The sequence below is a fragment of the Marinobacter halophilus genome, from assembly GCF_003007685.1.
Lineage (GTDB): Bacteria > Pseudomonadota > Gammaproteobacteria > Pseudomonadales > Oleiphilaceae > Marinobacter > Marinobacter halophilus.
Window position 1 is genome coordinate 45,072 of the sequence record NZ_PXNN01000009.1, and the last position, 15,719, is coordinate 60,790.

Below are 15,719 nucleotides of genomic sequence, written 5' to 3' on the forward strand. Positions count from 1 at the left end.
CATCAACGTTTTTTGTGACTACCCCCGTAGTAGCTGTCCAAGGGATTGAATGAAAGGACTTATCCAGCGCGTATTGGAAGCCAGTGTTACGGTTAATGGCCGTCAGATTGACAGCATTGGCCCAGGGCTCCTTTTGTTATTGGGTGTTGAAAAGGAAGATTCGCTGACTGAGGCAAAGGAACTGTGCCGAAAAATTCTCTCCTATCGGGTATTCCCCGACGAGCAGGGCCGGATGAACGTTAACGTTCAGGATTTCGGTGGCGCCATTCTCATTGTTCCACAGTTCACTCTAGCTGCAGACACTCGTTCAGGCACTCGCCCAGGCTTTTCGCTGGCCGCAACGCCAGAGCGGGCTGATGCGCTGTATCGTGAGTTTTTGGCGGAGGCCCGGAGCCAGTTGGGCGATGAGCGCGTGGGGGAGGGGGAGTTCGGTGCTGATATGAAGGTGTCACTGGTAAATGACGGCCCGGTCACTTTTTTGCTTGAGGTTCACAGCAAACATTAACGCACCGAAATGATGCTGGCGGCTTGTGGTTGCGCTGTTGTGGTGCTTTATTGCGGTGCGAATAACAGGAAGTTGATTGGGCGGGAAGGCTGTTTTTGTTTTATGGTATTGTTTTTAAAGAAAAACCGTGCTCATGGTCTCGAATTTGATTGGCTTGGTTAACGTTCCTTTTAAGGCATTTGAGACATAAGTACTTGCTTTTCAGGTGCTAAAAAGGCTAAAAACTAGGCGTTAAACATTTGCAAAATTACAGTGATTGTATTAAAAAAGAAACATCACGTCAGGCTTTAAGAAAACTCTGTAAGTGATTGAGATTCAAGGATCGGCGGTTTCGCCGAGCCACATAAAAAGAAAAAAAGTCGTAACCCGTAGCACAGAAAAGGGAAACGATGAGGAGTCCGGTAAGAGCAGTTCAGGCTGTTTTTGCTAGCAAAAATCGGGATTTAGAACCCGTCGCAAAACCTGAGTTAACTCAAAAAGGAAGACGCAACATGAAAAAAACTATTCTTGCTTCTGCTATCGCAGCCGCAACCTTCTCTGGCGCTGTCATGGCCCAGGAAAGCAACCTGCCGACCGTTTACGGTAACATTCAATACGCTCTGACCCATGAAAACGTAGACGGCGGCGGCTCAGCTGTTGAGCACGCTGATAACGGTTCCACTCTGGGTGTTAAGCACGAGCACGCGATCGCTCCTGGTGTGACCGGTTTCTTCAAGCTGGAGCTTGAAGGTATTGATGCCAACAACAAAGCAACCAGCCAAGGCATTAACAAGCTGGATGAAGCTTACATCGGTGTTCGCGGTGACAACTTCGGTCAGATCTGGATCGGTTCTGACGACTCCATGTATGAGACTGCGATTGATGAAATCTACAACTTCTATGAAGTTGGTTCCGACATTGGTGGCAACTACGATACTGGTGAAGGCGACCTGATTCAGTATCTGTCCCCGAGCTTTGGTGGTCTGACCATCGGTGCCGCGGTTCAGGTGAACGGTGACAGCACAGCCGGTGGCAAGTCTTACCCTTGGCAGCTGGCAGCCATGTATCAGGTAGACGCGCTGGAGCTGGCCTTTGCTGTTGACTCCAATGATGGCAGCCTCGGTTACTCATCCACTGCTGCTACTAGCCCGAACAATGAGAACACATATGGCCTGCGTGCCAGCTACAACCTGGACAACCTGCGCCTGACCGCTTCTTTCGAAACCCGTAAAGATGTTGCCGACGTGTTCGGCTTGATGGGTGTTTACACTCTGGGTGCCAATCAGTTCGCGCTGTCCTACCAGTTGAATGATGACGACGCGACTGGCGATAAGAACGAGACTATTGCCATTCAGGCTCTGCACAATCTGTCTAGCAACATGTACGTGTACGTCGAGGGTTACCTGTCTAACTCAGATGACGCCGCTGGCTACACTGTGGACGGCTTCTCTGGTGACGAGCAGTCTATCGCCGCTATCGGTGCTGTCTACTACTTCTGATCAGCCGATAAGCTAATCAGTTAGGCTAGTAGTATCAAAAGCCGGTGACTCAGGTCACCGGCTTTTGTATGTTAGGGCTCCTCACTTTTGCCCGGAGCACGACATGGCCACAGAGCTTGAAATCAAACTGACGTTATCACCCAATGCCCAGACCAAAGCCGCCGACTGGCTGCTGGCGCAACCTGAAGCTCAGCCGGGCCCCCGCAAAACCCTGATCAACCGTTACTACGACACCGCCGATGCCGCCCTCAACCGGGCCCGGGCCGCGCTTCGGGTGCGCCAGGCTGGTGATCATTACATCCAGACTCTGAAAACCCAGGGTGAATTCGTCGAAGGTGCCCATCGCCGGCAGGAATGGGAATGGCCCTTGTCTGGCCCTGAACTGGACCTGTCATTGCTTGATCAAACCCCACTCAGTGATCAGCTGGACCCGACCCAGCTACAACTGGCGTTTGAAACCAACTTCACCCGTCAGGTCATCATGCTGCACACCGCCGATGCAGTGATCGAAGTTGCCGTGGATTCCGGTGAGATTGTCGGTGGTGGCCAGGTCCGGCCGTTACACGAAGTGGAGTTCGAGCTGAAGGATGGTAAGCCGGAAGCACTGATGGTCTGGGCCCGGGCGCTGGCTCGCGAGATCCCCGTATTTCTCAACCTTGTCAGCAAAGCCGAGCAGGGTTATCACCTGGCGGGCATCCATCAGCCGGTCCTCGATGAGGGCGATCGTGAGCTGACCGTTACCGAATTCCTGCATCGGTTGAGCCTCGCCTGGCTTCTGCAGGCTTCCGTCACCTTCGCCGATGTGGCATTGGTGCAGGTTCGCCAGGTTGCTATGCAAAGCGGCACACAGGCGATCTGGAGTGAGCTGCAGTCGGCCCTTGTAAATGGAGCAACTGTGCCGGACCTTGTTCAGCGTGTTCCTCGCCTGGGCGAGCTACAGCTGGTGCTGGCCTCGACTAAGGGCTGAAAAATCCGAATCCAGATGCGACATCAGTCACTTTGCTCCTGGGTATTCGTTGTGCCGTTTTTTGCTTTGCTGTGATCCTGGAGTTCGCGCCATTGCTTAAGAAATGCGCGATAACGTTCCAGAGCCTCTTCAACAACCGATACCTCCGGGGTATCGGTTGAGCGTACCAGTACAATCAGCCCCTTACCTTCCACTTCTTTGGTGGTGTCCGGGTGACAGATGACTTCGTCGTCGTGATCGATATAGGCCAGCGCAGTACCAATGCCATGGCGAACAAGCGCGCTGACGATATCGGCCCAGATTAGGTCGTCCAGCTCCAGATCATAGCGGTGAGGGTGGTCACGTTCGTAATTGAACATATCCTCCAGCACCTTCTCAGAACCGGGGGCGACCACCGCCCGCACCATAATTTCCGGGTAGGTGCGCACCGGGCGAATGATGGTGCGTACGCCCAGGGCCTTGAATCGGTCACGGTTGTGGTCGCTGACGCATTCTACCGTGGTACGGCCACCCAGATTGGATTCGGTCAGCCGATGGGCAATGTCGAACGTCAGGCTATCAGAGAACGGGTCGGTCTCGTCTGCGGCCAGCACAATGATGTGTCTGGCGCTGCCGGCGTGGACCGCTTTCAGGGCTTCCGGGTCGTTGCCTGAACCATGAAAGTGCACCACGCCACTATCGGCCAGTTCCGCCGGTAAACCGCCGGGGAACTGCCGGGTCAGTATCATGATGGGCACCGTGTGGTACTCCGGCACCGAACGGATTTGGGAGGCAAAGCGCATGAAATATTGCTCACCTCCGCTGCGAGGGGTGTTGATGATTACGATGTGCTCGTTCATTTTATAGATCCAGCGTCCGGTCAGAATTCGTTCTCGGCGGTAGAAGCGGAACTCGATGTAGTCGCTGACGATCAGCGTCAGCAGGGTGATGGCGGTCAAGAACATCAACACGACGGTGCTGAGGCGGCCGATCAGGGTTTCAGGTGCGTAATCGCCGTAGCCAACGGTGACCAGAGTAGTCATGGTCAGCCAGACGGCTTCAGGCAGTGACAGCGGCTCTGCGGCCCAGATAATCAGCACCTGAGCCACCAGCAAGCAGCCGAGGATAGTAAACAGGCGTTGAATCCGGTTGCGTAACAGTCCCCCCATAGGCAGGTGTGACTGGGCATGCTCTGGGTTGAGTGGGCGGCGATTGCGCATCATAGAGTAGGGTTGCCTGTTCAGTCCTTAGCGAGTTCGTTATACAGTAACGGAAATATATCAGAGAGACAGGGGTTTGCGTTATGTCTGAGCCTTGGGATTCACTGCCAACGATGCTGGCGGAGGATGTGTCGGCGTGCTGGCCATCGGTTTTTCCGGAGGGTGTGCCCGAGTGGCTGACGGATGCTGCGGGCCTGTCGCCACAGGATCTCGCGGAAGCGCTGGCCCGCAGCCTGTTCCTGCGCCAGGCCCTTGAGCGTCATGCTGATCAGATTCAAGCCTCTCTTGCCGCACGGTCACTGCGGGAGCCAACCACCGAAACCTGGCTGGCGGAACGCCTGGCCTGGTTTATGGATACGGTGGATTCTGAGCAGGCCTTGCAGGCGGCGTTGCGGCAGTTCCGGAGAGAGACACAGTTTCGCATTATCTGGCGGGATTTGATGAAGTGGGCTGACCTTCACGAAACCATTGCCGCCACCAGCGCGTTCGCGGATATCAGTATCGATGGCGCCCTGGACTGGCTTTACCGCGACACTTGCGAAGACTCCGGCACACCCTGGGGGCCAGACCCCATTACCGGGGAAGATGCGCCGCAGAAGATGGTCGTGCTGGGTATGGGCAAGCTCGGCGGCCGGGAGCTGAACGTATCTTCGGACATCGACCTTATTTTTGCCTTCCCCGGCAAGGGCGAAACCCGAGGCGGCCGGCGAGCACTGGATAACCAGCAGTTTTTCATTCGTCTCGGCCAGAGGCTGATCCAGGCGCTGGATCAGATCACCGGCGATGGCTTTGTGTTCCGGGTAGACATGCGCCTGCGGCCCTATGGTCAAAGCGGTGCGCTGGCGCTGAGCTTTGCGGCGCTGGAAACCTATTATCAGGATCAGGGCCGGGACTGGGAGCGCTACGCCATGGTGAAAGCCCGGGTGGTGGCGGGCGATCAGCGGGCCGGGCAGGTGTTGATGGACACCCTGCGCCCCTTTGTGTACCGCAAGTACGTGGATTTCAGTGCCTTTGAATCCCTGCGCAGCATGAAGGCAATGATCAGCCGGGAAGTTCGCCGCAAAGGCCTGGAGAACAACATCAAGCTGGGCAGCGGTGGCATTCGCGAAATTGAATTTGTGGTGCAGGCATTTCAGCTGATACGCGGTGGCCGGGACCGGGAACTGCAACAGCGGGAACTGCAGGTGATCCTGAAAGAACTGGAAGCGCTGGAGTTGCTGCCATCGGCCGTTGTCCGGGAACTGCGTGACGCCTATGTGTTCCTGCGCAACCTTGAACACGCCTTGCAAGGGATGGAAGACAAGCAGACCCAGGTGCTGCCGGACAATGCCCTGTCCGATGCCAGGGTTGCCCGTGTTATGGGCTATGACGACTGGTCCGCCTGCCAGCAGGCACTGAGCGATCACCGCGAGCGGGTGGCCACGCATTTTTCCAACATTATCGCCACCGAAGAGGACGAGCAGAACGGTGATTCCGGGGTTGACGACGGCTGGTACGAGCTGTGGCTGGCGGAAATGGATGGCCCGGTAGCGCTCGAATGGTTAGCAGAGCAAGGCTTCGAGAATCCGGAACACAGCGACAAAAAGCTGACCGAGCTGCGCGATAGCCGCACGGTGCAAACGCTGCAAACCCAGGGGCGCAAGCGTTTGAATCAGTTCATGCCGCTGCTGCTGAGCGCATTGACGGAAGTGGACAACGCTTCCGAGACACTGGACCGGGTGTTGCAACTGGTTGAAGCCATCCTGCGCAGAACCGCGTACATGGTGCTGTTGCTGGAAAACCCTGGCGCGTTGACTCAGTTGGTACGTCTGTGTAGTGACAGCCCGTGGATCGCCAGCCTGTTGGCGGAATCACCGTTGCTGCTGGATGAATTGCTTAACGCCGAGAGCCTGTACACGCCGCCGGCTAAAGCAGAGTTGCAGGATGATCTGCGTCAGCAAATGCTGCGGATTCCCTTCGAAGATCTGGAAGATCAGATGGAATCGCTGCGCTACTTTAAAAAAGCCCATGTGCTGCGAGTAGCGGCGTCTGAGATCAAAGGCACCTTGCCCCTGATGAAAGTGAGTGATTACCTCACCTGGATTGCCGAGGTGGTACTGGATCACGTGGTGGATGTGGCCTTTGCCAACCTGGTGAACCGCCACGGTTACCCAAGGCGGGCTGACGGTTCGGCCTGCGATACCGATTTTGCCATCATCGGCTACGGTAAGCTCGGGGGTATTGAGTTGGGCTACACCTCTGACCTTGATCTGGTATTCGTGCACCAGGCTGATCCGCAATTGGCGACAGATGGCGAAAAACCGATTGATAATGCGGTGTTCTATACTCGACTAGGTCAGCGGATTGTCCATATCCTGAGCACGCAGACACCGTCTGGCCAGCTCTACGAAGTGGACATGAGGCTTCGACCCTCCGGCAACTCCGGCTTGTTGGTCAGCACTCTGCAAGCCTTCGAAAAGTATCAACTCAATGACGCCTGGACCTGGGAGCACCAGGCCCTTGCGAGAGCCCGGGGCGTTGCCGGTTGCCCGGACACTCTCGCCGGCTTTGAGAACGTTCGCCATCAGATCCTGTGCCACACCCGAGACAAAGCCGCGTTGCGCCAGGACGTGGTAGAAATGCGGGAAAAAATGCGCACCGGTCTGGGCACTCCTGAGGCAAAGCAGGCCGAGGTGTTCCACATCAAGCATGATCACGGCGGCATTATCGACATCGAGTTTCTGGTGCAATACCTGATGCTGGCCTGGAGTGCCGAACACCCTGAGCTGACCCAGTGGAGCGACAACATTCGTCAGCTGGAAGAGTTGGGGCGCGCTGGCGTGCTGGCGGTAGACGATACCGAAAAGCTGACCGAGGCCTTTATCACGCTGCGCTCGACCATCCACCGCAGGGCACTGCAGAATATGAACAGTCAGGTTGACGGCGATGCCTTCCCGGAGGAGCGGAGGTTCATCCAGTCCATGTGGCAAAAAGTAATGATTAGCGTATGAGCCAAATTCAATTCTGGCAGAATTTCCTGCTAGAATGCCGATTCCCCGAAAACCGCTTTTTTAGGAGCAGAATAGAATGTCGATGGCTGACCGCGATGGCGTTATCTGGCTGGATGGCGAAATGGTTCCCTGGCGTGAAGCCAAAACCCACGTCCTCACCCATACCCTGCATTACGGCCTCGGTTGTTTTGAGGGTGTGCGTGCCTACAACACTGCCAACGGCCCGGCGATTTTCCGCCTGAAAGAGCACACCGACCGGCTGTTCCGCTCCGCTCACATCCTGAACATGAAAATGCCGTTCAGCAAAGATGAGATCAACGAAGCCCAGTGCGCCGCGGTTCGTGACAATAACCTGGACGAAGCCTACCTGCGCCCGATGGCGTTTCTGGGTTCTGAAGGTATGGGCCTGCGCGCCGACAACCTCAAGGTGCATGTGATGGTTGCGGCCTGGAGCTGGCCGTCCTACATGTCACCGGAAGCCAAAGAGCTGGGCATCAAGGTGCGCACCTCGTCTTACACTCGCCATCACGTCAACATCACCATGTGTAAGGCGAAGGCCAACGGCAACTACATCAACTCTATGCTGGCCCTGAACGAAGCCATCTCCGGCGGCGCTGAAGAAGCCCTGATGCTGGACAACGAAGGTTACGTCGCCGAAGGCTCTGGCGAGAACGTCTTCATTATTCGCGACGGCGTGCTGCACACGCCGGAGCTGACCTCCTGTCTGGAAGGCATCACCCGTGCCACCATCATCGACTTCGCCAAAGACCTCGGCCTGCAGGTGAAAGAGCGCCGCATCACCCGTGATGAAGTGTATGTTGCCGAAGAGGCTTTCTTCACTGGCACCGCAGCGGAAGTGCTGCCCATTCGCGAGCTGGATGGCCGCGCCATCGGCGCCGGCAAACGTGGCCCGATCACCGAGAAGCTGCAGAGCATGTATTTTGACGCGGTCAAAGGCAAACTGGCTCAGCACTCTGAGTGGCTGACGCACGTTAAGTAACTTTTTCATGGCCAAAGGTTACGTTAAAAACGTTGGGGCCACCGGAGTGAATCTGGTGGCCCGTTCGTTTGTGCAGCAGTTTTCCGAAGAGTGGTTTGACCCGCTATCTTGGGGTGATCTCGCTGTGCCGGTGACAAAAGGCGGGCGCGGTTCAGCCTGGTTTATCCGTTCAGACGCCGGGGATCTCGTGCTCAGGCATTTTTGCCGCGGTGGCCTGCCAGGACGCTTTATTGGAAGAGAGTACGTGTTCACTCGGGAAGATGCTGTGCGTTCCTTTTCCGAGTTCCGACTGCTCGATGAATTGTTTCGCAGAGGCTATCCGGTACCGGAGCCTGTGGCCGCCGGTTACCAGCGCCGTGCCGGGTTGTTCTATCACGCAGCCCTGATTATTCGCCGTATTCCCGGGGCGGTTCCATTGGCCGAGTTCGCCAGCGGCCAGTGCCAGAAAACATGGCAAGCGGCAGGTGAGTGTGTTCGCCGTTTCCACGACGGTGAGGTCTATCATGCCGACCTGAACTGCATGAACATACTGGTAGCGGCAGACAAGGTGTATTTGATTGATTTTGATCGGGGAAAATTTATGCGCCCCGGTCAAAGTGATCGCTGGAAGGCTGCAAATGTTAGCCGCTTGCAACGTTCTGTCTCCAAGTGCCTGAGCGAGGTCGATGACCAGATACGAGATCAGCTGTGGCAAGCTTTTCTCGCAGGCTACGGTAGCGCTGATCAGTAAACCGACATTTCTCCGGGTGCTGTCCTGCGAAAGCGTTTGTATTCCCACTGATATTGGGTGGGAACATCGGCAATGCACTTTTCGACTGAGCGGTTCAGGGCAGTAAGAGATTCGGTCATGTCCTTTGAGGCCATGCCTGGTTCTGCTTCCCGGATGACGATTTTGAAGCCCTGTGCATCAGGCAGACGCTGAGCGTAGGTTACCAATGGCTTCGCTCCGGTTTTGTGGATCAGCTTGGTTGCCAGTGTCATGGTGATGGTCGGGATGCCGAAGAAGGGTGCGAAGTCGCCTCCCTCCCTGCGTGGTGTCTGGTCTGGCAGGATGCCGACCACACCACCTTCGCGCAGAATGCTGAACAAGCGCATGATACCGCGTCGGTCAGTAGCGACCAGTTCAGAACCGCTGCGGCTGCGCACCGCTTTCATATACGCCTCGAAGCCGGCCTGATTGGGTGGGCTATAAAGTGCGGCCATCTGGTAGCGCGATGCAAAAAACAGCCCGGTTAACTCCCAGTTGCCGAGATGAGGGGCCAATAACAACAGGCCTTGCTTGCCCGATTGATAATCACTGAGTAATTCCTCACCTTCGATTTCGCGAATCAGACCCAGGCATCGCTCTACCGGCCACTCCCACATGAGTGGGAGCTCCAATGCAGTTGCGCCGGTTTCGCGGAGGCTCTGGCGGCCCATCGCTTCAATCTCTTCCTCGCGCAGGTCCGGGTAGCAGGCGCGGAGATTCTTGCGCGTCGTTTGCACCGAACGCCCATCAAGCTTCCAAGCAATGCCGCCGATAAATCTGCCAAAACTCTGAGCATTGCGCAGGCTGAGCAGCGACAACAGGCTAAATATCACTTTGATGAGCTTGCCAGTCACGAAAACCTTCCATCTGAAGCAAAAGCAGGGCCGAAAAAGTACCACTGTCACCAACCCTGCACAAGGTGATTGACGCGTTGTAACAGCATGGCTGTCGGCTTTTAAATGGCTGCCGTGTTAGAATCTGCGGGTTTTTTCCATGACGTTGCCCGGGCCCAAACTATGTGGAACCTGATAAAACTCGCCTTTTTCCGGTTTGCAGCCGGAGGCTGGATTCCTGCGGGGTGGTTCGAGCCTGACCTGCCGCCGAAGGATAAGCGCGCTGCGCGCGACGGACACCTGAGACTGGAAGTGGTCAGCCACTGCTGGAACTATTCCCACTTCCTGGTTTACCAGCTGAGCTCATTAGTACTGTTCCCGCCAAAAAAGCTGGATGTCACCATGACGGTGTTTTACAGCCCGGAAGACAAGAAAACGGTGGAGTTGTTGGCCTTTTTCGGTGAACAGGTTGTGCCTGGCATAACGTGGAATTGGCAGCCCATCCCGAAGCAGGAACTTTTCCGTCGGGGGATTGGTCGCAACCGTGCCGCGTTGGCAACGACGGCAGACTGGGTATGGTTCACCGATTGCGACCTGATGTTCCGTGACGGCTGCCTGGACGCCTTGTCAAAGGCCCTTCAAGGCTGCCAGGAAGCGCTGTTGTTCCCCCAGGAAGAGCACACCACCGACTTGCTGGCAGAAGACAATCCGATGCTGGAAGCCGGCACAGCGGGCCCGCAAGTGCTGGACATAGATGCCAGTTCTTTCACTACCCGAACAATTACCAAGGCTACCGGACCACTTCAGATCGCGCACGGTGACGTATGCCGGGCTGTAGGTTACTGTCGCAACATTGGTTTATATCAGCAGCCGGTCGAAAGCTTTGCCAAATGCCATGAAGACCGAGCCTTCCGGTGGCTGCTGCGCAGCCAGGGCGTGCCTCTGAAAGTGCCCGGTGTTTACCGAATTCGCCACGTTGCCAAAGGTCGATACTCCGGCAATGAAACCCGGAGCAGGCTTCGGACGTGGTTGCGGGTTTGGCAGTCTCGGTGGCGGGATCGGAAACAGAAACAGAAACAGGGGAGGGCTTCATGAAACCTTTGCCCAGCGTCGCGATCGTCACGCCTACCTGGGCTGGAGACCTTGAGCATTTTCGTTTGATGCGCTGTTCGATTGAGCAATCGATGTTGGTGGCGCTGCCGCACTACGTGGTGGTTCAGGACGAGGATCTCCCATTATTCGAGGAGTTCCGCTCGAGACCGGGCCTCACGCTGCTCTCCACAAAAGAGGTTTTGCCCGAAGTCGTAGAGCGGAGGCGTGCAGCTGCAAGGAAGCTTGCAGATAGGTTTGGTCGCAATTTTACCCGTATCTGTGGCAGCCTCAAACGCGTATTCGGTTGGCCTCAGTGGCCCTCTTACACTGGCTGGCACACGCAACAGCTCTGTAAATTGAAGCTTGCCAGCGAACTGCCATTTGAACAGGCTGTGATTCTTGATTCCGATGTTGTTGTTACTCGCTCAGCTGCTATCACGGATTTTACTGCCCCTGCTGCCACAGTTTGCTTTGCGGAATGGAAAGCTAGGCAGACGTTGAAAGGTAAAGTCAGGAATTGGGTAGCTGAATCCGAAGCCCTTGTGGGAGCCGGGCGCCTTCAAGAGAAGGCCAACATCTATTTTGACACCCCTTTTGTTTTTGACCGCGGAATTCTGTCCTTGGCATTGAAGCGCCTCGAAGTCGCAGCATCTAAACCATGGTGGCAGGTGCTACTCGACAGACCACCAAGACGATGGTCAGAGTTTGGTTATTACAAAGCGTTTTTGATGTACCACACAAGCGACAATCAGATTGATTGGCGTGAGCCGAATTTTTCCAGGTATGTGTATGACACCAGCAGTCCGGAAGCCGTTGTGAGTGAGGTTACTGCGATGCTGGATGATCACGAGGTTCATTATATAACCATCCACTCGCAGGCTAGCGGGCGGGAGGATTGGGATGCTGCGGCGTATTTGAATCCTTTAGCTTTGGCCATTGGTTGTGACAGATAAGATATGAAAGAACTGATGTTGAAGGTTGGTGACGTTGTAGGGCTTGGGCGGGAGAGCGTCCCGGGTGAAAAACTGGCGCTCGTGTTTATTGTATGGCTATTCCTTGCGGTGCTAACACCGGAAGTGGTGTACCGAACGTATTTTCACTTGATCATCTATCCTTTCACGCTTCACCTGTTGATCTGCACCAAAACACTTCCCAACTGGAAGGATCCTTTTCTCCGGCTGTTTTTGATTTTTTGTGGATATATGGCGGTGACCACTTGGTTTGTAGGTTCCGGCCCTGTTTCGGGAGATATCCAGGCCACCCGCTGGGGCTTTGAAGCCGCTTTGGGCATGATGTCGTTTTTTGCTTGGATGACGTTTGTTGTAAAGCGTCCTGAATTTTGGGGAAGGGTTTTTCTGACTGTTGCACTAACCGGCTCTGTCGCCAGTTTGGTGGTGTCTTCCCTTGGAGACTTTGAGGGCGCGCGTTCGGCAGGATTGGGGATTATGGGACATCCCATACAAGGGGCGTCAATAGCCATTGTTCTTATGGCTGTGGGTGTGTTTCTCTCTATGCATAAACCTAATCGTCCCGGGATGCCGGACGCTTTCTTGATCGTAATGGTGCTGGTTGTAACGTGTGTTTTTGTTGTGATGACCAAAAGCAGGGCTCCAATAGGCGCTCTGGTGGTCTATTTCGTTTTCTTATTTATCACTCTCGGTAGTCGCTATAGGCCCGTAACGTCGTTAGGGTTATTGATTCTTGGTTTGCTAATCACGCTTGGTGTGATTCATTCGATAGTGGATTTGCCAGTATTGTTTGATCAGTTGACCGCTCGTGGCGATTCATACCGGTTGGATATTTGGAAAGCCTATTTATCTTACCCTCCTGAATCGTTAGTGATTGGCAACGGGGCGGGTCTCGATTTTAGCGATAGTGAAGCTTCTCGCTTGTACCTGAAGCCCATAGGACTGGAAATCGCACATCCACATAATATTTGGCTAGGAGCTTTTGTAGAAACGGGCTTGATTGGTGTTCTGATGCAGTTAGGCTTGTTTGTGTTGCCGGCATGGGCTGTCGCCAAAAGTTCAGGTGCGCTATCGACCAAGCTGCATCTTTATGGAGTGCTCACGCTGTTTTTAATGCTTACGTTTACTGATGAATTCACCCTTTTGATATCACTGCATCCTGTATGGATTTCTGGCTGGATCCCGTTGGTTTTTGTCTGGCTATGGTCTCGTCAGCCACCCTGTAAAAAAGGTCATGCAGAACATGGCCAGATTGGGGAGAACTTCTGATGATAGACGTAACGATCTGCATTTTTTCCTTCAACCGGGAAAGGTTTCTTCGTAACTGCGTAGAATCCGTCCGAACCTGTATTCCTTCCGCAAATATCGCAATTTTTGATGATGATAGTACAGACCCGGACACCCGCAGTTACTTGAAAGAAGCCTCCAATTACTGCGAGATTATTGCTCCTCAAAAAGTTGGGACGATCAAACATGGTGGTCTTTACCATAACATGAACGCGGCGCTTGAATTGTTCGAGGGCAGTCAACTGGTTTGTTTTCTTCAAGATGACACTCAAGTAGTTCGCCCAGTGTATGAGGCAGAATTCAGGGAAATTGACCAAATCTTTGAAGAGCATTCCCAAGTCGGTTTTATTCATCCTTGTTTTATTCGGGGGATAGACTTGAATAGACACCCCGTAACCTCTCTACCTGGTCCCGGAAGAGAGTTTTATTTGCGCCAAGACACAGGGCAGAGTGCTGGCATTCACTATTCCGATCTGGTCATCTTTAAACCGAAGCGCCTGATAGATGCGGGCTGGGAATTCCGGCAGTCTGAACCGGCAAACGACAAGCAAGCGAAGGCGTTGTTTGGTTTGATGGTCCATATGTGGTTGCCCTTTGCTATGTGGTTGCCTGAGGTGCCCGCGTACCGAGGCAAGAACAAAACTCTTGGGCTCAAGTTGGCTGAGCGCAAGAAAAAAGTCGGGTTTTATCCTTTCAGAATTTGGCCACAAAAGGACGTTGTTGAGGCCCGAGCCCAAGGCAACTATCAACTACCTGTTGCTGAAACGTTGCTGCAATGTGTTGCTGACACGCCACAGAAACCCTGGACATATAACCCTCTGACGGGCCTCAATGCGTTCAAGCACCTGAATAACCTGGAAGTTGCTTTGCGCCGGTGGTTTAATCGCTAATCATGCAGCTTCGACGTTTTTTTACAGGACTGACCCCATGAAGCTTTCTGTCGTTATGACCACCTACAACTCTCCCGAGTGGCTTGAAAAAGTTCTGTGGGGGTACAGCGTTCAGTCTCATCAAGACTTCGAAATGATTATCGGAGATGATGGCTCCTCAGAAGAAACCCAAAACGTTATCGATCGGATTCGAAGTGAAACCGACATGCTGATCAAGCACGTGTGGCAAGAAGACAAAGGTTTTCGAAAATGCCGGATTCTGAATAAAGCCATCCTGGAAGTAGAATCCGATTATGTCGTATTCACTGACGGCGACTGCATACCGCGCAAAGATTTCTTGGAAGTACATGCCCGGCAAGCGGAGCCGGGCCGATACCTCTCTGGCGGCTACCACAAGCTTCCCATGAGCACCAGCCAGGCAATCACCAAAGACGACATTACCGATGGGCGTTGTTTCGACCTCAAGTGGTTAAAGGCGCACGGCCTGAAATCCAGCCATAAGAACAGCAAACTCACGGCAACACCGATGAAGGCGAAACTATTCAACGCCCTAACGCCAACAGCCTGCAACTTCAAAGGTTCCAACGGCTCAGCCTGGCTCAAGGATATTCTGGCCGTTAACGGCTTTGACGAGAGAATGCCCTGGGGAGGCCTTGATCGAGAGTTTGGCGTAAGACTCGTAAACTCAGGCGTCAAACCAAAGCATGTCCGCTACAATGCCATTGTTATCCATCTGGATCATAAACGGGGCTATAAAGACCCGGCGCTTGTAGCGGCCAATAAGGCTTTGCGTGTGCACTCGGAAAAGCAGAGGGTAATACGCACCACGCATGGTATCGAACAGATCCAAGTCACAATTGACGATCGCTGAGTATCCAAGGAAACACAATGCAGCCATTTGGTTCCAGAAAGCCCAGTAATTTTCTGGCTAGACTCATTCAGATTTTCCACAACGCATCGGCACCTTTTTTTAGTCGTATTCTTGCCCCGATTGTTCGCAAGCTGGTCACAAAAAACAAACAACGACTACCAATAGATATTTCAGTCGATGGCATTAACTTGCGCTGCCAATTTACTGACAACTATTCTGAAAAGAAGTTTGTTTTTACACCTTGGCGATACGACCTCGAGGAGCGGAAACTGCTGTCTGGTCTGCTAGCGAATGGCGGTAACTTTATCGATATTGGCGCAAACGTTGGCTTGTACACATTAACCGCTGCAAAAGCTATGATCGGACAGCCAGGCCGCATTATCGCAATCGAGCCGAACCCTCCAACTTTGAAGCGTCTCAACGATAACTTGTTATTCAACCTGCCAATAACAAAGGATCGGGTGACGGTTCTGAGTATCGGCGTCGCTGACCGTGAAGGCTCTTTTGATCTCTACATTGACACCTCTAACCTTGGTGCTAGCAGCATTTCGGACCGTAATCGGTCCAAAAGCAATACAGAAGATAAAGATTCGGTGTCTATTAGATGCTTGCCCTTAATCGACATACTTGATCAAGAAGCAATTGATGCTATCAGAGCTTTGAAAATTGATATAGAAGGAGCTGAAGATAAAGCGCTAATCCCATTTCTTGATCAGTGCAAAGCATCGCAGCTCCCAGATGCCATTTTTATAGAAAATTCTGAGCATCTATGGTCATCAGATTTGTTTAGTGAAATCATCAAAAAGGGTTATTCAAGAAAAATCAAAAATCGAATGAATTCGGTTTTTGTTAGAAATAACTAATTCAGCATAATAGGAAGCCAAAAAGCTT

Annotated in this window: 14 protein-coding genes; 12 read left to right on the forward strand and 2 right to left on the reverse strand. The window is 53.6% G+C overall.

The window, feature by feature from the left end; all coding sequences use genetic code 11:
* Positions 1 to 49: 49 nt before the first annotated feature.
* The 3 genes from dtd (at position 50) to C7H08_RS05730 (ending at position 2,950) form a co-directional block, all read left to right on the forward strand.
* Positions 50 to 505, forward strand: coding sequence for a D-aminoacyl-tRNA deacylase (gene dtd, locus C7H08_RS05720; protein ID WP_106670784.1), 456 nt, complete (start codon positions 50 to 52; stop codon positions 503 to 505).
* A gap of 491 nt (positions 506 to 996) precedes the next feature.
* Positions 997 to 1,983, forward strand: coding sequence for a porin (locus C7H08_RS05725; RefSeq protein WP_106670785.1), 987 nt, complete (start codon positions 997 to 999; stop codon positions 1,981 to 1,983).
* Positions 1,984 to 2,086: 103 nt separating this feature from the next.
* Positions 2,087 to 2,950, forward strand: coding sequence for a CYTH domain-containing protein (locus tag C7H08_RS05730; protein ID WP_106670786.1), 864 nt, complete (start codon positions 2,087 to 2,089; stop codon positions 2,948 to 2,950).
* Positions 2,951 to 2,973: 23 nt separating this feature from the next.
* Here C7H08_RS05730 and C7H08_RS05735 read toward each other — a convergent pair whose 3' ends face one another.
* The gene (locus C7H08_RS05735; RefSeq protein ID WP_106670787.1) at positions 2,974 to 4,152 is read right to left on the reverse strand and encodes an ion channel; all 1,179 of its coding nucleotides are present in this window, start codon (positions 4,150 to 4,152) and stop codon (positions 2,974 to 2,976) included.
* Between the two features lie 80 nt (positions 4,153 to 4,232).
* Between C7H08_RS05735 and glnE the strand changes: the two genes are divergently transcribed.
* From glnE to C7H08_RS05750, 3 genes are all read left to right on the forward strand, one after another.
* Complete coding sequence (glnE, locus tag C7H08_RS05740; protein ID WP_106670788.1) at positions 4,233 to 7,139, forward strand: bifunctional [glutamate--ammonia ligase]-adenylyl-L-tyrosine phosphorylase/[glutamate--ammonia-ligase] adenylyltransferase; 2,907 nt, start codon at positions 4,233 to 4,235, stop codon at positions 7,137 to 7,139.
* Between the two features lie 76 nt (positions 7,140 to 7,215).
* On the forward strand, positions 7,216 to 8,139 hold the full coding sequence (locus C7H08_RS05745) for a branched-chain amino acid transaminase (RefSeq protein WP_106670789.1): 924 nt from the start codon (positions 7,216 to 7,218) through the stop codon (positions 8,137 to 8,139).
* Positions 8,140 to 8,194: 55 nt separating this feature from the next.
* The gene (locus tag C7H08_RS05750) at positions 8,195 to 8,869 is read left to right on the forward strand and encodes a 3-deoxy-D-manno-octulosonic acid kinase (protein ID WP_188445312.1); all 675 of its coding nucleotides are present in this window, start codon (positions 8,195 to 8,197) and stop codon (positions 8,867 to 8,869) included.
* On the opposite strand, the gene C7H08_RS05755 is transcribed toward C7H08_RS05750, so the two are convergent.
* The gene (locus C7H08_RS05755; RefSeq protein ID WP_106670791.1) at positions 8,863 to 9,741 is read right to left on the reverse strand and encodes a lysophospholipid acyltransferase family protein; all 879 of its coding nucleotides are present in this window, start codon (positions 9,739 to 9,741) and stop codon (positions 8,863 to 8,865) included. The two genes, C7H08_RS05750 and C7H08_RS05755, sit on opposite strands and share 7 nt — an antisense overlap.
* A gap of 162 nt (positions 9,742 to 9,903) precedes the next feature.
* Between C7H08_RS05755 and C7H08_RS05760 the strand changes: the two genes are divergently transcribed.
* Genes C7H08_RS05760 through C7H08_RS05785 form a run of 6 tightly spaced genes read left to right on the forward strand, consistent with a single transcriptional unit; the run spans position 9,904 to position 15,691 of the window.
* Positions 9,904 to 10,815 (forward strand): glycosyltransferase family 2 protein, encoded by a 912-nt coding sequence (locus C7H08_RS05760; RefSeq protein ID WP_106670894.1) that lies wholly within the window; start codon positions 9,904 to 9,906, stop codon positions 10,813 to 10,815.
* Positions 10,812 to 11,765 carry a DUF6492 family protein gene (locus tag C7H08_RS05765; protein WP_106670792.1) on the forward strand — a complete coding sequence of 318 codons (954 nt, stop codon included), beginning with the start codon at positions 10,812 to 10,814 and terminating at the stop codon, positions 11,763 to 11,765. The genes C7H08_RS05760 and C7H08_RS05765 overlap by 4 nt, the downstream gene beginning before the upstream one ends.
* A 3-nt stretch (positions 11,766 to 11,768) precedes the next feature.
* Entirely contained in the window at positions 11,769 to 13,049 is a 1,281-nt protein-coding gene (locus C7H08_RS05770) for an O-antigen ligase family protein (protein WP_106670793.1), read from the forward strand.
* The gene (locus tag C7H08_RS05775; RefSeq protein WP_106670794.1) at positions 13,049 to 13,957 is read left to right on the forward strand and encodes a glycosyltransferase family 2 protein; all 909 of its coding nucleotides are present in this window, start codon (positions 13,049 to 13,051) and stop codon (positions 13,955 to 13,957) included. The genes C7H08_RS05770 and C7H08_RS05775 overlap by 1 nt, the downstream gene beginning before the upstream one ends.
* Before the next feature lie 37 nt (positions 13,958 to 13,994).
* Positions 13,995 to 14,828, forward strand: coding sequence for a glycosyltransferase family 2 protein (locus tag C7H08_RS05780; protein ID WP_106670795.1), 834 nt, complete (start codon positions 13,995 to 13,997; stop codon positions 14,826 to 14,828).
* A gap of 17 nt (positions 14,829 to 14,845) precedes the next feature.
* Positions 14,846 to 15,691, forward strand: a complete 846-nt coding sequence (locus C7H08_RS05785) for an FkbM family methyltransferase (RefSeq protein ID WP_106670796.1) — start codon at positions 14,846 to 14,848, stop codon at positions 15,689 to 15,691.
* Positions 15,692 to 15,719: the final 28 nt, after the last annotated feature.